General features: G+C 72.1%; 16 protein-coding genes. 6 read left to right on the top strand and 10 right to left on the bottom strand.

All coding sequences use genetic code 11. The features are described from left to right. Positions 1 to 1,503 carry an MFS transporter gene (locus ACZ4MH_RS13965; protein ID WP_351585882.1) on the bottom strand — a complete coding sequence of 501 codons (1,503 nt, stop codon included), beginning with the start codon at positions 1,501 to 1,503 and terminating at the stop codon, positions 1 to 3. Positions 1,504 to 1,603: 100 nt separating this feature from the next. Between ACZ4MH_RS13965 and ACZ4MH_RS13960 the strand changes: the two genes are divergently transcribed. From ACZ4MH_RS13960 to ACZ4MH_RS13945, 4 genes are all read left to right on the top strand, one after another. After that, complete coding sequence (locus tag ACZ4MH_RS13960) at positions 1,604 to 2,407, top strand: polysaccharide deacetylase family protein (RefSeq protein WP_467754511.1); 804 nt, start codon at positions 1,604 to 1,606, stop codon at positions 2,405 to 2,407. Further along, positions 2,407 to 3,642, top strand: a complete 1,236-nt coding sequence (locus tag ACZ4MH_RS13955; RefSeq protein ID WP_351585878.1) for a YncE family protein — start codon at positions 2,407 to 2,409, stop codon at positions 3,640 to 3,642. Before ACZ4MH_RS13960 ends, ACZ4MH_RS13955 begins: the two co-directional genes overlap by 1 nt. Before the next feature lie 91 nt (positions 3,643 to 3,733). Then, on the top strand, positions 3,734 to 4,162 hold the full coding sequence (locus ACZ4MH_RS13950; RefSeq protein ID WP_351585876.1) for an RrF2 family transcriptional regulator: 429 nt from the start codon (positions 3,734 to 3,736) through the stop codon (positions 4,160 to 4,162). A gap of 95 nt (positions 4,163 to 4,257) precedes the next feature. Next, on the top strand, positions 4,258 to 5,433 hold the full coding sequence (locus tag ACZ4MH_RS13945; protein WP_351585874.1) for a globin domain-containing protein: 1,176 nt from the start codon (positions 4,258 to 4,260) through the stop codon (positions 5,431 to 5,433). Positions 5,434 to 5,465: 32 nt separating this feature from the next. Here ACZ4MH_RS13945 and ACZ4MH_RS13940 read toward each other — a convergent pair whose 3' ends face one another. The 9 genes from ACZ4MH_RS13940 to ACZ4MH_RS13900 all read right to left on the bottom strand — a co-directional run bounded on the left by ACZ4MH_RS13940 (position 5,466) and on the right by ACZ4MH_RS13900 (position 17,458). Beyond that, on the bottom strand, positions 5,466 to 7,784 hold the full coding sequence (locus ACZ4MH_RS13940; protein WP_351585871.1) for an arylsulfatase: 2,319 nt from the start codon (positions 7,782 to 7,784) through the stop codon (positions 5,466 to 5,468). Further along, positions 7,781 to 9,589 (bottom strand): sulfatase, encoded by a 1,809-nt coding sequence (locus ACZ4MH_RS13935; protein WP_351585869.1) that lies wholly within the window; start codon positions 9,587 to 9,589, stop codon positions 7,781 to 7,783. Before ACZ4MH_RS13935 ends, ACZ4MH_RS13940 begins: the two co-directional genes overlap by 4 nt. Further along, positions 9,586 to 10,548 (bottom strand): formylglycine-generating enzyme family protein, encoded by a 963-nt coding sequence (locus ACZ4MH_RS13930; RefSeq protein WP_467754510.1) that lies wholly within the window; start codon positions 10,546 to 10,548, stop codon positions 9,586 to 9,588. The genes ACZ4MH_RS13935 and ACZ4MH_RS13930 overlap by 4 nt, the downstream gene beginning before the upstream one ends. Beyond that, positions 10,545 to 12,455, bottom strand: coding sequence for an ABC transporter ATP-binding protein (locus tag ACZ4MH_RS13925; protein WP_351585866.1), 1,911 nt, complete (start codon positions 12,453 to 12,455; stop codon positions 10,545 to 10,547). The genes ACZ4MH_RS13930 and ACZ4MH_RS13925 overlap by 4 nt, the downstream gene beginning before the upstream one ends. Further along, positions 12,452 to 13,336, bottom strand: coding sequence for an ABC transporter permease (locus ACZ4MH_RS13920; RefSeq protein WP_351585864.1), 885 nt, complete (start codon positions 13,334 to 13,336; stop codon positions 12,452 to 12,454). The genes ACZ4MH_RS13925 and ACZ4MH_RS13920 overlap by 4 nt, the downstream gene beginning before the upstream one ends. A 5-nt stretch (positions 13,337 to 13,341) precedes the next feature. Continuing rightward, complete coding sequence (locus ACZ4MH_RS13915) at positions 13,342 to 14,286, bottom strand: ABC transporter permease (protein ID WP_351585862.1); 945 nt, start codon at positions 14,284 to 14,286, stop codon at positions 13,342 to 13,344. A 2-nt stretch (positions 14,287 to 14,288) separates the two neighbouring features. Continuing rightward, positions 14,289 to 15,878, bottom strand: a complete 1,590-nt coding sequence (locus ACZ4MH_RS13910; protein ID WP_351585859.1) for an ABC transporter substrate-binding protein — start codon at positions 15,876 to 15,878, stop codon at positions 14,289 to 14,291. 180 nt (positions 15,879 to 16,058) lie between these two features. Next, positions 16,059 to 16,130, bottom strand: a complete 72-nt coding sequence (locus ACZ4MH_RS13905) for a putative leader peptide (protein WP_351586188.1) — start codon at positions 16,128 to 16,130, stop codon at positions 16,059 to 16,061. A gap of 44 nt (positions 16,131 to 16,174) precedes the next feature. Next, on the bottom strand, positions 16,175 to 17,458 hold the full coding sequence (locus ACZ4MH_RS13900) for an ROK family transcriptional regulator (protein ID WP_351585857.1): 1,284 nt from the start codon (positions 17,456 to 17,458) through the stop codon (positions 16,175 to 16,177). 256 nt (positions 17,459 to 17,714) lie between these two features. On the opposite strand from ACZ4MH_RS13900, the gene ACZ4MH_RS13895 reads away from it, so the two are divergent. Together ACZ4MH_RS13895 and ACZ4MH_RS13890 are read left to right on the top strand one after the other, a co-directional pair. Beyond that, positions 17,715 to 17,819 (top strand): putative leader peptide, encoded by a 105-nt coding sequence (locus ACZ4MH_RS13895; protein ID WP_351585855.1) that lies wholly within the window; start codon positions 17,715 to 17,717, stop codon positions 17,817 to 17,819. Positions 17,820 to 17,963: 144 nt separating this feature from the next. Then, entirely contained in the window at positions 17,964 to 18,914 is a 951-nt protein-coding gene (locus ACZ4MH_RS13890) for a TauD/TfdA dioxygenase family protein (RefSeq protein ID WP_351585853.1), read from the top strand. The last annotated feature ends 5 nt before the right edge of the window (positions 18,915 to 18,919 follow it).

Below are 18,919 nucleotides of genomic sequence, written 5' to 3'. Positions count from 1 at the left end.
TCAATCGCCGCTCTTCCGCGTGCGGGTCGGTGCGGGGGTGCCGGGGTCGAGGGGCGGGGCTGATACGCCGCAGTGGTGGTAGGTGCACTGGGTGCGGTCCGGGGCACGGGATTTGACCGTGAGCCAGGCGAGGACCGCGCCCACGATCAGGAGGGCCGCGCAGAGGAGGAGGGAGCGCCGGTAGGCGGTGGCGAACGCGGTGGCCGAGAGGTATGTTTCCGGGCCCATGCCGGCCAGGAGGGGCAGGGCCGCCACGGCGAGCAGGCCGGCCGCGCGCGCCGCGGTGTTGTTGACGCCGCTGGCCAGTCCGGCACGGGTGACGTCGACGGAGGCCAGTACGGTCGCGGTGAGCGGCGCGACCAGGAGTGCCATGCCGCAGCCCAGGACCGTCACGGCGGGCAGCACGTCGGTGCGGTAGGAGGCGTGGGTACCGGCCCGCGTCATCAGCAGCATCCCCGCGGCGCACAGCAGTGGGCCCAGGGTCAGCGGTATGCGCGGGCCGATGTGCCGGGCCAGTTCGCCGGAGCGGGCCGAGAGCAGCAGCATCAGTACGGTGGTGGGGAGCAGCGCGGTTCCGGCGGCGAGCGCCGAATAGCCCGCGGCCACCTGTAGGTACAGCACGGTGAGGAAGAAGAAGCCGCCGAAGGCCGCGTAGACGCAGACGGTGACCGCGTTGACCGCGGTGAACTGCCGCAGTGTGAAGAGCCACGGCGGCAGCATGGGGTCGGGGTGCCGCCGCTCGACCCGGAGGAAGGCCACCGCGAGCAGCACGCCGGCGGTCGCGGTGAGCAGCACGTCGGGTGCCGCGCCCCGGCCGGGTGCGGCGATCAGCGCGTAGGTCACCGCGCCGAGCGCCGCCGCGCCCAGGGCGGCGCCCAGGGCGTCGAAGCGGCCGTGAGTGGTGGGGTCACGGGTTTCGGGCACGTGACGGGCGGCGATGGGTACGCAGACCGCCGCCAGCGGCACGTTCAGGAAGAACACCCAGCGCCAGCCGGGGCCGTCCACCAGCCAGCCGCCGAGGAAGGGGCCGATCGCGGTGGCCACGCCGCCCAGGCCGGACCAGGCGCCGACCGCGCGGGACCGCTCATCGGGGTGGAAGACGGCCTGGATGAGGGCGAGCGAACCGGGGGTGAGCAGGGCGCCGCCGATGCCTTGGAGGGCCCGGGCGGCGAGGAGTACCGCGGCGTTGGGTGCCAGTGCGCACAGCAGGGAGGCCGCCGCGAACCACACCGTGCCGATGAGGAAGATCCGGCGGCGGCCGTAGCGGTCGCCGAGGGCACCGCCGAGCAGGAGCAGGGCGGCCAGGGTGAGCAGGTAGGCGTTGACGGTCCACTGCAGGACGGCCAAGGGGGTGTTCAGGTCGGTGCCGATACGGGGCAGGGCGACATTGACGACCGTACTGTCGAGCATCGCCATGCCCGAGCCGAGGACGGCCGTGAGCAGGACCCAGCGGCCCTGGGCGGTGGCCATCCGTACGGTGCCGGGTGCTGCGAGGTTGCTCATAGGGCGAGCATGCACCCGGGGAGCGTGCCGCCACCGAGCAGATCCACCCAAATAGCTGTGAAACGCTGAACGCGTAGCACAACCGTGCATGAATACCCGTATGCCATCGTTCTCCCGGCGTGCCGTCCTGCGCTCCGCGAGCAGTGCCGTGGCCGCCACGACGAGCCTGGCGGCCTGCGGGCGCGGTGCCGCGCCCTCCTCGTCCGGGCCGCCCGCTTCCACCAGTGCCGCCCCCTCAGGTGCGCGCTCGGCAACGGCCACACCGTCCGCCCCTCCCGGGACGTCCCCGCGGCGTTTCCCCGGCTCGCCGCGGCAGATCGAGCACGGGCCGCGGGACGGGCACGGGGTGGCCCTCACGTTCCACGGCCAAGGGGATCCGAAGCTCGCCGGCGCGGTGTTGTCCGAAGCCGAGAGGTCGGGAGCCCGGGTCACCGTCCTCGCCGTCGGTACCTGGCTGGATGAGCACCCCGAGATGGCCCGCCGCGTCCTGGACGGCGGCCACGAACTGGGCAATCACACCATGCGGCACCGCGCTGTCTGCGCCATGCCGCCCGCCGACGCGTATGCGGAGATCACCGAGTGCGCCGAACGGCTGCGCCGCCTCACCGGGGGCATCGGCAGCTGGTTCCGGCCGTCGCAGGCGCGTACCGCGACGCGCCTCGTCACCCGCATGGCCCAGCGCGCCGGTTACCCGCACGTCCTCTCGTACGACGTGGACTCCCACGATTTCGAGGACCCGGGGCCGGACGCGGTGCGCGACGCGGTACTCGACCGCGTCCGCGCCGGTTCGGTGGTCAGTCTGCACTTCGGGCACGGCGGCACCCGCGCCGCGCTGCCCGCGATCCTCGACGGCCTGCACCGGCGCGGTCTGCGCCCGGTGACGACAACGGAGCTGATGACCTGATGCCGGCAGCGTTCCGTACCGCCTTCCAGGTCCGTTTTCCGTCGCGAAGCGCCGCCGGGAGGCGGCCGGCGGGCCGGCGACGCCTCGCGGCCGCCGCGGCCCTCGCCGCCGTCCTCCCGGCCGCGGGATGCGGCGGGCAGGACACGCCGGACGCCGGCGCCGACCACAGCGCTTCGCCCCAGGTCTCCCGCACCGCCGCGGCACGCGCGCTGCCCGGGATGCCACCGGTTCTGAACCCGCGCGACCTGTACGCCGCGGACCGGCCGAACAAGCTCTCTCCGGTGGTCAGGGACTTCCCGTCGCGGGTGTACGTGCCCAACACCGAGTCGGACACGGTCAGTGTGATCGACCCCAGGACGTACAAGGTGACACGGACGATCCGGGTGGGGCGGCAGCCGCAGCACGTGGTGCCCTCCTGGGACCTGAAGACCCTGTGGGTCAACAACGACCTCGGCAACACCCTGACCGCCATCGACCCCGCCACCGGGAAGAAGGGCCGCACGGTCGACACGCACGACCCGTACAACCTCTACTTCACCCCCGATGGCAAGTACGCGGTGGTCATGGCCTCCAAGGACCGCCAGCTGGTCTTCCGGGACCCGAGGACGCTGAAGGTCCGCAAGGCCCTCTCCGTCGACTGCGCCGGGGTCAACCACGCGGATTTCTCGCCGGACGGCCGGTACTTCATCGTCTCCTGCGAGTTCTCCGGTGAACTCCTCAAGGTCGACACGGCACGGATGGCGGTCATCGGCAAGCAGCGCCTGCCCCGCAAGGGCTCGATGCCGCAGGACGTGAAGATCTCGCCGGACGGCAGGACCTGGTACGTGGCGGACATGATGTCCGACGGGGTGTGGGTGCTCAACGGCGACCGGTTCACCGAGCCCAGGCTGCTGCACACGGGCAAGGGCACCCACGGCCTGTATGTGAGCCGGGACTCGCGGACGATGTACATCTCGAACCGGGAGGAGGGGTCGATCTCCCTGCTGGACTTCGACAGCGGCCGGCTCGTCGGCAAATGGCACCTCCGCGGCGGCGGCAGCCCGGACATGGGCGGGCTGTCCGCCGATGGCAAGGTGCTGTGGCTCTCGGGGCGCTACGACGCCGAGGTGTACGCCATCGACACCCGCAACGGGCGCACGCTGGCCAAGATCCCCGTGGGCCGCGGACCGCACGGCCTCGCCGTCTATCCGCAGCCGGGCCGCTACTCGCTCGGGCACACGGGCATCTTCCGGTGATCGCCCGCACGGGCCCTACCCGGTGCCCGTCGTGACGCCGATCACCGCACCATAATTTGCATCCCATATTCGCATTTACTACGGTTCCGGCATGCGCCTGACGAAGTCCACCGACCTCGCGCTGCGGACGCTGATGTTCCTGGCCGTACGCGACACCGCGTCGACGGCCCGCGACGTCGCGCAGGCGATGCAGGTGCCGCATTCGCATCTGGCCAAGGTCGCCGCGCGGATGCAGCATCTCGGGATCGTCGAAGGCCGCCGAGGCCGGGGCGGCGGGCTCGCGCTCACCGCCGCCGGGCGGACGGCGTCGGTCGGGTGGCTGGTCCGGGAGCTGGAGGGCGTCGGCGATGTGGTCGATTGCGAGGGTGACCCACCCTGCCCTCTCGCCGGCACCTGCCGGCTGCGCAGAGCGCTGCGCGACGCCCAGGAGGCGTTCTACGCCACGCTGGCCCCGCTGACCGTGGACGACCTCACCGCCTCGCCGGCCGGCCCGGTACTCCTCACCCTGTCGAGGCCCTGAGCCGCCACGCCGCCAGGGGCGCCAGGTGCTGCCATGGGTGCTTTCCCTCGCCCGTAAATACGAATATTAGATTCAGCTTCAGATTCGGAGTCCTCATGCTCTCCCCGGCTTCGGCTGCCACCGTCCGCGCCACCCTGCCCGCCGTCGGCGCGGCCATCGGCGACATCACCGAGCGGTTCTACGACCGGCTCTTCGCCGCCCACCCCGAGCTGCTGCGGGACCTGTTCAACCGGAGCAACCAGGCGGCCGGGACCCAGCGGCAGGCGCTCGCGGGCGCCATCGCCGCCTTCGCCACCGCCCTCGTGGAGCACCCCGAGCAGCGCCCGGACGCCATGCTGGAGCGCATCGCGCACAAGCACGCCTCGCTCGGCGTCGCCCCCGCCCAGTACGAGGTCGTCCACACCCACCTCTTCGCCGCCATCGCCGAAGTGCTGGGCGACGCGGTCACCGAGGAGGTCGCCGCCGCGTGGGACGACGTCTACTGGCTCATGGCCAACGCCCTCATCGCCATCGAGGTGCGGCTGTACGCCCAGCACGGCGTGCTGGTCGGCGACACCTGGCGGCCCTGGGAGGTCACGGAGCGCACCCAGGAGACCCCCGACGTCGTCACCTTCCGCCTCCGCCCGGCCGACGGCGGCCCGCTGCCGACCGCCCGCGCCGGCCAGTACGTCTCGGTGCGCGTCCCCCTCGCGGACGGCGCCCGGCAGATCCGTCAGTACAGCCTCTCCGGCGCCCCCGGCAATGAGACCCGCACCATCACCGTCAAGCGCGACGGCGAGGTCTCGGCCCACCTCCATGACCACGTGAGTGCGGGCGACGGGCTCGAGGTGTCCGCTCCCTACGGCGATCTCGTGCTGCCGGACACCCGGACGCCGCTACTCCTCGCGTCGGCCGGGATCGGCGTCACCCCGATGCTGGCCATGCTCGACCACCTCGCGGAGACGGAATACACCGCCCCCGTGACCGTCGTGCACGGCGACCGCTCCCCCGCCGACCACGCCCTGCGCACCGAACAGCGCGCACTGACCGGCAAGCTGCCGGACGGCGCGGTGCACTTCTGGTACGAGAACACCGAGGACGCCGAGGACGGCGACCGCGCCGGCCTGGTGGATCTCGGTGACGTGACCCTGCCGGACGGGGTGCAGGCCTACCTGTGCGGTCCGCTGCCCTTCATGCGGGCCGTGCGCACCCAGCTCCTGGAGCGCGGCGTACCCGCCGCGGCGATTCACTACGAGGTGTTCGGCCCCGACCTGTGGCTGGCCACCGCCTGAACCACGCCGCGCCCGGGGCCGTACCGGGGTGGTCACTCGAAGGCGGCGGCCGCCTCCCGGAGTGCCTGCGCCACGGTCTCCGGCGCGTCGGGGCCGAATGCGCCGGGGCGGTAGGTCACCGAGTGCAGCCGGCCGTCGTAGCGGAAGGAGCGGTGGCGCTCGTGGAGCGGCCAGGAGACCGGTGACTTGCGGTCGATGCCGACGCTGATGCCCTGGAACGGCGCCATGCCGATGAGCTGGTGCACGCTGCCCGGCGCCGGCCGTTCCACGCCGTCCACGGTGAGCGTGAAGCGCCAGCGCAGCCCCTCCTCGGCGGTGGCGGTGAGCAGGATGTCACGGGTGCCGGGCGGCAGCGCCCCGGCGTCCGTCTCGTGCAGCCGGCCGTACTCGTTGTAGGCGAAGTACAGCCGGCCGTCCTCGACGTAGAGGCTGTAGCCGCCGCCCTGGTCACCGTGCGAGACGAGGACGCCGCGGTCGCCGTCGGCGTACGACTCCAGGCGGACGGCGATGGCGAAGGAGCGGAAGGCGATCAGCCGGGAGGAGCGGTAGCGCTCCAGCTCGGGGGTGCCGGGCAGCAGCCGCAGCTCGCGGGTGTAGCGCTCGTCGGCGGGGTGGCGGTGGGTGAGCGCGCCGCTGCCGTCGGGGAGCGGGAAGACGCCGTTGCGCCAGGCGGCCTGCTCCCAGGCGTCCGCCAACTCCTTTACCAGATCCGGGCGTTGCCCGGCCAGGTCGTGGATCTCGGTGGGGTCGGTGCGGAGGTCGTACAGGGCCCACTCGGCGTCGTCGTAGGGCGTGCCGGGGCGGTGCAGGGTGACCAGCTTGTGTCCGTCGCGGTAGTAGCTGCGGTTCCCGGTCATCTCGCAGTACTGCTCGGGGTGGGTGGAGCCGGCGGCCGGGTCGGCGAGGACCGGGGCGAAGCTCGCGCCGTCCACCTCCTGCAGGGGCACCCCGCGGCGCTCGTCCGGACGTGGTGTGCCGGCGAGTTCGAGGAGGGTGGGGGCGATGTCGGTGACGTACTGGTACTGGGTGCGCAGGCCCCGATCGAGGCGGCCGTCGCGGACGCCGCGCGGCCAGGACAGCACGAACGGTACGCGCACCCCGCCCGCGTAGGTGTGTCCCTTGTACAGGCGGAAGGGCGTGTTGGAGGCCATGCCCCAGCCGCGCGGGTAGTGCACGAGGCTGCGCGGGCCGCCGATGAGGTCCGGGTCGCGGTCGACGTCGGGCTCCCAGTCGCCGGGCAGCCGCGGGTGGTGGACGAAGCGGCTGAAGTAGGAGCGGGTGCCCTCCGCGCCGCCCTCGCCGGTGCCGCCGTTGTCGGACGTGAAGACGATGACGGTGTTGTCGAGTTCGCCGAGCGCTTCGAGGGTGGCGGTGAGCCGGCCGAGGTTCTGGTCGATGTTGTCGACCATCGCCGCGTACACCTCCATGTAGCGGGCGTAGCGGCGCTGTTGGTCCTCGGTGAGGGAGTCCCAGGCGGGTACGTCGAGTCCGGCTTCGCTGTTGCGGTCGGGCAGGCCGGTGCCGGGCGGGAAGAGGCCGGCCGCGATCTGGGCGGCGAAGCGATCGTCGCGCAGTGCGTCCCAGCCCTCGTCGTAGCGGCCGCGGTGGCGGGCGATGTCCGCCTCCTTGGCCTGGAGGGGACCGTGCACGGCGTTGTGGGCGAGGTAGAGGAAGAAGGGTTTGTCGGGGTCGTGGGCGCGCAGGCCCTTGACCATGGAGATGGCCTGGTCGGTGATGTCGTCGGTGTAGTAGTAGCCCTCGGGCAGCTCGTCGATGTCCAGGGGGCTGTTGTCGCGGACCAGTTGGTGCGGGTGGAAGAGGCTGGTCAGCCCTTCCAGTACGCCGTAGTAGCGGTCGAAGCCCTTCTGCAGCGGCCAGTTGGCGCGGTCGTCGGCGGCGTTTGAGGCCGAGTCGCGTACGAGATGCCACTTGCCGACGGCGTAGGTGGCGTACCCCTGGTCGTGCAGGAGTTCCGCGAGCGTGGGCACGTCCTCCGCGATCGTCATGCCGTAGCCGGGGAAGCCGGGGTCGGAGTTGGCCACGTGGGCGTAGCCGACGCGGTGCGGGTTGAGGCCGGTGAGGAGGGCGGCGCGGGCCGGGGAGCACAGCGGCATGGTGTGGTAGTTGGAGAGCCGTACGCCCTGGTCGGCGAGGTGGTCCAGGGTGGGAGTGGGGATCTCCGAGCCGAACGGGCCGATGTCGCTGTAGCCCATGTCGTCCACAAGGACCACGACGATGTTGGGTGCGTCGGCGGGAGCGGTGCGGCGTGCGGGCCAGGCGGGCTCGGAGGCGGCGAAGGTGCGGCCGATGCGGCCGGGGAAGCCTTCGTAGGGGTCGCGGCGGGTGGTCACGGTGCGGGAATCTCCTGGGCGTGGGTCGGGTACAGGCGGGCGAGTTCGTCGGCCAGGGCCGTCAGTTGGTCGTGCGCGGGATGGCCGGTGGCGGCGGCGAGCTGCAGCAGGGAGCCGCCGCCGCGTACGGTGAGCAGCTCGGTGTCGAGGAAGCCGGGCAGCAGTCTGCGTACCGCCTCGACGGCCGCCGGTTCGGACAGCAGCTCCACCAACGGGGTACGGAGGTTCAGCCGCCCCTCGGGGAATTCGTCGGAGCGCGGTGCCGGCACGCGTGCCGCGTCGGCGCGCTCGCGTTGCGCGGTGACCAGCAGATGCTTCTCGGTGACCGCGGCCGGGTCGTGGGGCACCCCGAGGCGTTCGTACTGGTCGTCCGGGGCGTTGCCCGCGCGCAGCTGCTCGACCAGGAGCCGCAGCATCCGGAGCTCGACCTCGTCGTCGGCGAGCGGGTGCTCCTGCGTGGGGTCGGTCTCCAGGTCGAAGAGGAGGGTGCCGAAGCGGGCCGGGCCGAGCAGCGGTGAGGTGCGGGCCTCGACACGGAGGGTGCGCACTCCCTTGGTGAAGGGGAACGGCTCGGCGAGGCGGATGTCGGAGAGTTCCTCGGGCGAGAAGCGGCCGCGGAGGTGAGTGGGCATCAGGGTGTGTTCGTACAGCGGCTCGTTGGTGTCGTCGTGGCAGGCGCGCATGTAGACGTAACGGCCGTCGGTGATGTTGACGTGGCCGCCGAACATGCCGAAGAGCGCTGATTCCCGCGGCAGTTGGCCTGCCAGTGCCTCGCCGAGGGGGCGGCCCTGCATGTCGGGGGTGGGCGGGACGCCGAAGTACTCCAGCAGGGTGGGCGCGAGGTCGATGGTCTGCACGAGCCCGTCGTGGCGGCTGCCGGCGGCCTCCGGGCGGCGCGGGTCGTGCACGAACAGCGGGGTGTGGACCAGCTCGTTGTACCAGGGCTGGACGACCTTGGCCCACCAGCCCTTCTCGCCGAGCAGGAAGCCGTGGTCGGTACAGACGATCAGCAGGGTGTCGTCCCACAGACCGTACTCGTCCATCGCGTCCAGGACTCGCCCGAGTGAGCGGTCGCACATCGACAGCAGCGCGGCGTACTCATAACGCGCGTGGGCCTGCTGCTCCTCGGTCTCGGTGACCTTGGTGTAGTCGGGCCAGTCGAAGTGCGGCCCGTCGTAGTCGTGCGGGTAGATGTCCTTGTAGTGCTGCTGGGTGAAGAACGGCTCGTGCGGGTCGAAGGTCTCGATCTGTACGAACCAGTTGTCCTCGGTGTGATTGACGCGGAGGAATTTGAGGCCCGCGTCGAAGGTGAGGGTCTGCGGCTGCTTGGCCTCGGTGTCGAGGTACTGGCGGTTGACCCAGTCCTGCCGCCAGATCTCGCCCCGCCCGGAGTGCAGGTCACGCGGCGGCTCAGGGTCGGCCACGTGGCCCTTCCACGGGTCGCCCTCCTGGCCGCGGAAGAACTCCCAGGTGTTGTACCGGGAGTGGTAGGTCGCCCCGCCGTCCTCCCAGTAGTGCTGGTGGTCGCTGACGAGGTGGGTGTACACGCCGTGCTGCTTGAGGAGTTCCGGCATGGAGTCGTCGAACGGCTCCAGCGGTCCCCAGCTGCGGTGCAGGAAGTTGTGGCGGCCGGTGTGGAGTTCGCGACGGGCCGGCATGCAGGGCATCGAGCCCGCGTAGCAGTTGTCGAAGGTGACGGTGCGTTCGGCCAGCCGGGAGAAGTTCGGCGCGTGCGTCCAGTCGGCGCCGTAGGGCGGCAGCAGGTGCCGGTTGAGGCTGTCGAACATGACCATGACGGCCTTCACGGCGTGGTTCCTTCCGTCGGGGGTTGCGGGAGCCGGGGCTGCGGGAGGTCGCGGGCGCAGCGGAAGCCGCCGTGTCCGGTGGAGGAGTCGGGGGTGTTGTGGGAGCGGGCCGCGACCCGGTAGCGGTGACAGTACGAGGCGTGGCACAGGTAGGAGCCGCCGCGGATGACCCGCTCGCCGGGGCCGAAGGCGTCGGCGCACCATTCCCAGACGTTGCCCGAGGTGTTGTACAGGCCGAAGCCGTTGGGTTCGTACGCGGTGACCGGGACGGTGCCGGTGCGGCCGCCGGGGCGGGCCGAGCGGCGGGGGAAGTCGCCGAGCCACGTGTTGCACATTTCGCGCCCGCCGGGGGTGAAGTCATCGCCCCACGGGAAGCGGGCGCCGTCGAGGCCGCCGCGCGCCGCGTACTCCCACTCGGTTTCAGAGGGCAGCCGCAGCCCGGCCCATTCGCAGTAGGCGCGGGCGTCCGCGTGCGAAATGTGGACCACGGGGTGGTCGGGGCGGTCGTCAACGTGCGAGCCGGGGCCTTCGGGGGCGTGCCAGGCCGCTCCCTCGACGCCGAGCCACCACGGTGCGCCCGCCACCCGGCCGAGGACGTGCCGGCGGGCGGTGGGCGCGAGGAGCTGGTGGAAGACGAAGGAGCTGCCGAGGCGTTCGGCGTCGGTGGCGTAGCCGGTGGCGGCGGTGAAGGCGGCGTACTGGGCGTTGGTGACGGCGGTGGTGTCGATGGCGAAGGCCGCTACGGTCACCTCGCGGACGGGTCCCTCGCGGTCGGCCCAGTACCCCTCGCCGAAGGCGTCGCCCATCCGGAAGGCGCCGCCGGGGAAGTCGGCCATGCGGTGTCCGGCCGGGACGCCGCGGGGCGCGAACTCCAGTGGTACGGGCGAAGGGGCCGGGGCCGTCCCAGGGCGGTGCGGCGCACAACAAGAGGCGGTGGTGACCATGCCCTGGGCGGTCATGCCCGCGCCCCGCTCGGTGCGTACTGCGCTCGCTCGCGCGGCGCGACGGGCACGGGCTCCGGGGCCGCGGCGAGCAGCGCCCGGGTGTAGGGATCGCGCGGGTTCTCGCAGATCTCGTCGGCGCTGCCGGTCTCCACGATCCGCCCGTTGTGCATCACGGCGATGCGGTGGCTGACCTGGCGGACCACCGCGAGGTCGTGGGCGATGAAGACCAGCGCGAGCCCGAGGTCGCGTTGCAGGTCGCCGAGGAGGTTGACGATCCCCGCCTGAAGAGAGACGTCGAGCGCGGAGACGGGTTCGTCGCAGATGAGCACGGTGGGTTCGGGTGCCAGGGCGCGCGCGATGCCGATGCGCTGCCGCTGGCCGCCGGAGAAGGCGCGCGGGTGACGGGCGGCCACGGCCGGGTCGAGTCCGACCTGCCGGAGCAGCTCGGCGACCCGCTGTTCCCGCGCCCGGCGGTCACCGAGGCCGAGCGAGATCAGCGGCTCGGCCACGATCTGACCCACCGTCATTCGCGGGTTGAGGGAGGCGTACGGGTCCTGGAACACCATCTGGACGGCACGCCGTACCGCACGCAGCTCCCCGCGCGACGGCCGGGTGATGTCCTGGCCGCGCAGCCGCAGCGTGCCGCCGTCCGAGGGGTGCGCGTGGGCGAGGACCCGGGCCAGCGTCGATTTCCCCGAGCCGGACTCGCCGACGATGCCGAGGGTCTCCCCTGCCGCGAGGGTGAGGGACACGCCGTCCAGCGCGGTGAAGCCCTTCGCGCGCCCGGTGAGGCCACGCCCTCCGTACACCTTGCGGATGTTCTCGGCGACCAGCACGGTGCCGCCGGGCGCCGGCCGGTCGATGCGTTCGGGGGCGACGGGGGCGGGCAGCGGTTCCGTACGGTCGGCGGCGGGCGGGCAGGCGGCGCGCAGCCCGTCGTCCAGGGTTACGAGCGGGGGCCGGGCGGTGCGGCAGCGGTCCTCGACGAAGGCGCACCGCTCCGCGAAGGCGCAGCCCGCCACCGGCCGTGCGGGGTCGGGCGGGCTGCCGGGGATGCCGGTCAGGCGGGTGCCCGAGGGTGCGGAGAGCCGCGGTACGGCGGCGAGCAGCCCCGCGGTGTAGGGGTGGCGCGGCCGGGTCAGCACCCGGTCGGTGGGGCCGTCCTCGACGACCGATCCGCCGTACATCACCAGGACGCGCTCGCAGGTGCGGGCCACCACGCCCATGTTGTGGGAGATGAGGACGAGTGCGGTGCCGGTGCGTCGGTTGAGGTCGGTGAGCAGGGTCAGGATCTGGTCCTGGACGGTGGCGTCGAGGGCCGTGGTGGGTTCGTCGGCGATCAGGACGTCCGGTTCACCGGCGAGGGCCATGGCGATGAGGATGCGCTGGCGCTGGCCGCCGGAGAAACGGTGCGGGTGGTCGTCCAGGCGCCGCTCGGGGTCGGGGATGCCGACCAGGCCGAGGAGTTCGGCGGCGCGGGCGCGACGTGCGTTCCGGTCGCCGTATCCATGGGCGCGGAGCACCTCGTCGAGGTGGGTGCCCGCGGTGAGCACCGGGTTCAGGGACGTCATCGGGTCCTGGAAGATCATGCCGATGCGGGCGCCGCGCACGGTGCGCAGCCGGCGTTCGTCGGCCGCTGCCAGGTCCTCGCCGTCCAGGAGTACGGAGCCGCCGGTGACGCGTCCGGTGCCGGGCAGCATCCGGGCGACCGCGTACGCGGTGGTCGACTTGCCGGAGCCGGATTCACCGACGATGGCCAGGGTCTCGGCGCGCCGCAGTGTGAACGAGACGTCGCGCACGGCCCGCACCGGCCGGCCGTCGGGCGCGGTGAACTCGACGGAGAGGTCGCGTACTTCGAGCAGTTCGGTGTCGGTATCCGCTGCCCGCTCACTGGCCAGGGGGCTGGACTCGGTGGTGGTCATCGGCGTATCTCCCGGTTCAGGGCATCGGCCACCAGCGAGAGACCGAGGACGAGCGCGGTCACCGCGAGCAGCGGCCCCGCGGCGAACTGCGGAGCGTCGGCGAGGTAGGGCATGGACTGGTTGAGCACGCTGCCGAGGGTGGGTTCCGGGGGCCGGACGCCGACGCCGAGGAAGCTCATCGCCCCCTCCAGGAAGACCGCGACGGTGAGCGAGAGGGCGAGCTGCACGACGAGCGGGTCGGCCGCGTTGGGCAGGATGTGGCGGACCAGTGCGCGGGAGCTGGACGTGCCGCCGACGCGCGCTGCGACGACGTACTCGCGTTCCCGCTGGACGAGGATGCCGCCGCGCAGCTGCCGCCCGAAGACGGGGATCTCGGCGAGGGCGATCACCAGGATCACGGGCAGCCGGCCCGGGCCGAGCACGGCCGTGACGGCGAGCGCGAGGATCAGCCCGGGGAAGGCGAGGATCAGGTCGAAGATCCGCTGTACGGCGGTGTCGGCGACCGGGTGGACGGCCGCCAGCAGCGCGAAGAGGCAGCCGAGCAGCGCACCGATCGGCACGGCCACGGCGATGACGCCCAGGTCGGTGCGGATTCCGTACAGTACCCGGCCGAGCAGGTCGCGGCCGAGGTCGTCGGTGCCGAGCGGATGCCCCGCGGTGCCGGGCCCGGCGAGGCCCAGGCCGCTCTGCGCGGTGGGATCGTGGCCGCTCAGCAGGGGTGCGAGGAGTCCACCGAGGACGATCAGCGCGACGAGGGCGAGGCCGGTCAGGCCGCGCGGGGTGCGCAGCGCTGTCAGGTACGGATGGCGGCGGGCCCGCGCCGCGCGGGCGGCGGGCGCGGTGCTCGGGGCGGCACCGGCGGTCGGTGTGATGGTGGTCATGGCGGTCACTCCCACCTGATCCGGGGATCGAGCCAGGCGTAGACGAGGTCGGTGAGCAGTTGGACGAGGACGAAGACGGTGACCAGGAGCAGCAGCAGGTCCTGGACGACCGGGTAGTCGCGGCGGACGAGGCCCTGTTCGGCGAGCTGGCCGAGCCCTGGCCAGGCGAAGATCGCCTCCACCAGGACGGCACCGCCGAGGAGTTGGCCGATCTGCATGCCGAGGACGGTCACGACCGGTGGCAGCGCGTTGGGCAGCGCGTGCCGCCACAGCAGCCTGCGCGGCGCGACGCCCGCTGCGGTGGCGGTACGGACGTAGTCCTCGCCGAGGGTCCGCTCGATGCCGTCCTTGAGGTAACGGCCGAGCACGGCGGCGCTGGGCAGGGCGAGGCACAGCGACGGCAGCAACAGGTACTGCACGGCGAGGTCGGGCGCCTCCAGGAGCGACACCCGCCCGCCGGAGGGCAGGACGCGGACGGCCACCGAGAAGACGAGGACGAGCAGGACTCCGGTGACGAACGGCGGCACGGCCAGCGCTCCGGTCGTGGCGACGCGGACGGCGGTACGGACCCAGCGGCTGCGTGCCGTCGCGCCGAGTACACCGAACGCGGCGCCGAGTACGACGGCGAACAGCAGGGCACCCAGGGTGAGTTCGAAGGTGGCGCCCAGCCCGCCGGTGATGAGGTCGGCGGTGTCGCCGCCGATCACGTACGAGGGGCCGAGGTCGCCGCTGACCAGTCCGCCGATCCAGGAGCCGTACTGGGCGAGCAGGGGTTCGTTCAGGCCCAGCCGGTCGCGGATGGCGGCCACGGTGGCGGCGTCGGCGTCCGGCCCGGCGAGGGCGCTCGCGGGGTCGCCGGGGACCAGCCGCAGGATGCCGAAGATCAAGAAGGAGGCGAGGAGGAGGACGAGGAGCGCGGACGGCAGCCGCTTGAGGAGGTAGCTGCGCATGATCACACCAGGTAGGCGTTGTCGAGGTTGAGGTACATGAACTTGTTGAGCGTGGCGCCGTGCAGCTTGCTGCTGGCGACCTGCACGCTCCCCTGGACGACGAGGTCGATGATGAACGCCTCGTCGAGCAGGACGTCGGAGACCCGTTGGGCCAGGGCGTGCTGTCGTGCGGTGCCGGCCCCGGCGGCCGTCCACGCCTCCCGTACGACCTGCGTGTAGTGCGCCGAGCGGTACTTCGAGGTGTTCTTGGCCTCGTTGAAGGGATACGCGCTGACGGCGAGGGTCGCGGGCCGGACCTGAGCGAAGCCGTGGTCCATCGTCCACAGCGCCGGCATGTCCTGGGAGATGAGCTTCTTCTGCGCGGTGGCCGGGTCGGTGGGCTGCAGTGTGACGCGGACACCCGCCTGCTGGAGGTCGTACTGGACGGCCTCGGCGATGGCCGTGGATTCGGGCGAGTTGAGATGGAGCAGCGGTGCCGTGAGCCGGTTGTGGCCCGCGGACTTCAGCAGCCGGCGCGCCTTGGCGGGGTCGTAGGTGTAGTGGGTGCGGTTGGCCTCGGTGTAGGCCGGGGACGACTTGGGCCAGGGGGCGGCGGAGGCCAGGCCGTAGCCGCCGAGTGACTGTTTCAGGATGCGGTCGCGGTCCACCGACCAGGCCAGCGCCTGGCGGACGGTCTTGTCGTCGAAGGGGGCGATGGTGGTGTTGACGCCGAGGTAGCTGGCTCCGGCGCCGGTGTCGTAGGTGGTGACCACCAGATCGGGATTGTCGCGGACGGTGCGGATGCTCTTTCCGGGCACCTGGTAGGACAGGTGGGACTGGCCGGAGCGGAGGGATGAGATCAGGGCCTCCGCCTGCGGGATGACGCGCAGCTCCACCGCGTCGAGGTAGGGGCGGCCGGGCTTGAAGTAGCTGTCGTTGCGGACCAGGCTCAGGGTCGAGCCGGGGCTCCACTTCTTCAGGCGGAAGGGCCCAGTGCCGTTGAGCCACTTGCCGGAGACGGCCTGCTCGACGGTGTGCCGGTCCGGGATGATCATGAATTCGAAGAGGTCGAAGAGGTTGGTCACCGGGTGGGCCAGCTTCAGTACCAGCTCGTGGTCGTCGCGCTTCTCGAAGCCGGTGACGGCGGCCGCGGTGGCTCTCAACTGGGCGGCGCGCTGCGGGTCCTGGAGGTTGCGCACCGCGAAGATGACGTCGTCGGCGGTGAACCGGCGGCCGTCGTGGTACGTCACATCGTCCCTGAGCCGCAGGGTGATGCTGCGGCCGTCCTGCGCGTACGTCCACGACGTGGCGAGTTCGGGGTGTGGCCGCAGCGCGTCGTCGTACCGGGTGAGGGTGTTGAACAGCAGCCGGTTCTGGAGGGCCTGTGAGCTCTGGGAGAACAGCAGGCTCGGGGTGAAGTCGCTGTTGATGGCCACGCTGACGGTGCCGCCCCGCCGGGGGCCGCCACCGTCCCCGGCCCGGTAGGTCGACGCGGACACCGCCGAACGGCAGCCGGTCAGGACCGATCCGAGGAGCAGGGCACCGGCGCCGGTGGCACGCAGGGCGCTGCGCCGGGAGGGGTGGGGAGACGGAGAAGGGTACGGCTCGGTCATGGGGCCTGCCTGATGACGGAGTGGTGGTGGGGCTTGTCGACCGTGGGCGTTCTTTTCGCTGCGGCAGAAATTAAGTGCCGACGGGGCTCACACCCGGAGCGACTGAGGGACATGCAACGGCCCGACGCCCGCGCGAAAAGCAGGCGGTACGGCCTCAAGGCATGGTGAGAGGAGGAGGAATCAGCTGTGGACAGCACAGACCGCGCTGGCCTGTCGACAGAGGTCGACGTGCCTGCGGGCGATGAGGCGCATGTCCGGATTCACGCGAGCAATATGACAGTGAGTCCTGCGACCGGTCAACCGGCGTCCATTGCCGACGCACCGTCAGTTGTTGCGGGCGTGTGTACCCCTGTTGCGCGCGCATGTGCCTCATATGTCGTCCGCTCCCCCAGGGCCCGAAGAGGCCGCCGGAACAGGGGATTGAGTACGACGGTGCCGGCCGCGACCGGCAGCACCTCCCGTCCGGCATGTGGACTCACGATGCGTTCCGGGTCGTCGCACACGTGCGACAGATCGACCGCGGCACCCCGGATTTCCTCCAGATACGTCGCATCCCGACCGCTGGACATCTCCGTGATCACCACGAGGTCGGGGTTGAGCACATCGAGCAGCAGCGCGGTGGCCCGCCCCACCGCCCTGGCCCGCTCGCGCAGCAGCCGGTCGGCCCGCGCGTCCCCGGCCGCCGCGGCCTCCACCAGCAGCGTGGCATCCGGCTCGGGGAGGATGCCGCGGCGCACCGCCGTACGCGCGATCGCGGTATCGGACGCCGTCGCCCCGAGACAGCCGACGCGCCCGCAGTCGCAGGCCACCGTGGAGTCGGGCACCGGCAGATGGGCCACGTCGCCGGCGCCCGCACGCGGCCCGCGGTGCACCACGCCCGCGATGCCGACCGCGGCGTCGACCACATTGCCGACGAAGAGGTGCACCAGACTGCGGCGGGCCGCCGGCCTGCCGAAGAGGATCTCCGACTGGGCGATGGCACGGGCGTGGTTGTCGACCGCGGCGGGCAGGCCCAGCCGCGCGGCGAGGGCGGCGCCGAGCGGGCGGCCCCGCCAGCCCAGCAGGTCGTGCCGGACCACGGTGCCCTCGCGCGGCTCGATCCACCCGCCCATCGCCGCGCCCACCCCGAGCAACGGCCGCCCGGCCCCTGCCGCCGCGACGAACTCTCGCAGCGCGTCCAGCACTTGGTTCTGGAGGTGCTCGGCGGCGATCCCCTCGTGCGGGAACACCTCCTTCGCCAGCACCGTGCCGCGCAGGTCCACGATGCCGAAGGTCGAGGCGGGCACGCCGATGTGGACGCCCGCCGCGACCGGTCCGCCGTCGGCGGTGTGCAGGTCGACGGGGACCTGGGGGCGGCCCACAGCGCCGCTTTCGGCGCGGCCCGGCACCTCGCGCACCAGGCCGAGCCGGGTGAGATCGGTGCACTGCCGGGAGACGGCAGCGGGACTCAGCCCGGAGAGCCTGGCGATGCCGCTGCGCGCCACGGGGCCGTGATCGAGCACCGTCTTCAGCACGGCGGCGGTATTGGCCTCGCGGCGTCCGTCGCCCGCCATGCGCGGAGTGGGGTTGGCAGGTGTCATCGGTCGGCCTTCCTGGTCTCACATTGCCGCAGTGTGAAATCCCGCCGCCGGGACGACGGCGGGCGCCCGAGCGGCTCCGCGCTTCCCGCACCGCCTCGGCGTTGCAGCCATCACCGCTGGTCAGGGCCGGTTTCACGGCCGTACGCGCACTGCGCAACGGCCCCGGCGCAGAGGCCGATTGAACCATCCGGACGCGTTGTGCGGGGAGATCGCGGGTGCTTGACGCACCTCGGCGGACGCTGCCACGCTCCCGGTCATGACCGCGACGACCGTTCTCGTCCCGCGGCTCCATGTCGACCTGGGGCGCCTGGCCTCGGCAGCGTGTACGAGCCGCGACCTCGCGGCACGCTGCTGCCGCTGAGCGACATCGCCGAGTTCTTCCGGCCTGCCGTCGCACCCGCGGTACGGCCTCTCCACGACCGAATTACTTCCGCTCCGAGTCGAATCAACGCCCGGACGTCGTCCGCACCCACGTCCACGCCCGTCTCCCGAAGGGACACCCGCCATGACCTCCACCACGACCGCCCCCGCACAGCTCACCGTGGAGAAGGTGGGCGGCCGCCTCGGCGCCGTCATCTCCGGGGTGCGCCTCGGCGGCGACCTCGCGCCCGAGACGGTCGCCGCGATCCGCGCCGCCCTGCTGGAACACAAGGTCGTCTTCTTCCGCGACCAGCACCACCTGGACGAGGAGAGCCACGAGCAGTTCGCCACGCTCCTCGGCACCCCGGTGGCGCACCCGACCGTCCCCTCGGCCGACGGGCGCTACGCCCTGCCGATCGACTCCGACTACGGCGGCCGGGCCAACCAGTGGCACACCGACGTCACCTTCGTCCCCGCCTACCCGGCCTTCTCCATCCTCCGCGCCGTCGTCATCCCGCCCTACGGCGGCAACACCCTGTGGGCCAACACCGCGACGGCGTACAGCAATCTGCCCGAGCCGCTGCGCGCCCTCGCCGACGGCCTCCGGGCCGTGCACACCAACGACTACGACTACGCGGCGCTGCGCCCGAATGCCGTGCCCGAGCAGCTGACCCACTACCGAGAGGTCTTCACCGCCACGAAGTTCCGCACCGAGCACCCGGTGGTCCGGGTGCACCCGGAGACCGGTGAACGCGTCCTGCTCCTCGGCAACTTCGCACAGCGCATCGCCGGCCTCACCGGATCGGACTCACGCGCCCTGGTGAACCTCTTCCAGTCGCACATCGAGCGGCCGGAGAACACCGTGCGCTGGCAGTGGCAGGTCGGCGACGTGGCGATCTGGGACAACCGCGCCACCCAGCACTACGGCGTCGACGACTCCGACGACCACGTACGCAAGCTGCGCCGGGTGACCATCGACGGCGACGTACCGGTGGGCGTGGACGGCCGGCCCTCCGTACTCCTGTCCCCGGAATCCGTACCCGCCCCCGCCTTCGGCCCGGCCTCCGGCGCCTCCACCACGGCGGCCGAGTCGTAAGAACC

Source organism: Streptomyces sp. NPDC026301 (assembly GCF_055567935.1).
Note: the sequence above shows the minus strand (reverse complement) of the source record. Positions and strands in the feature narration are given on the sequence as shown.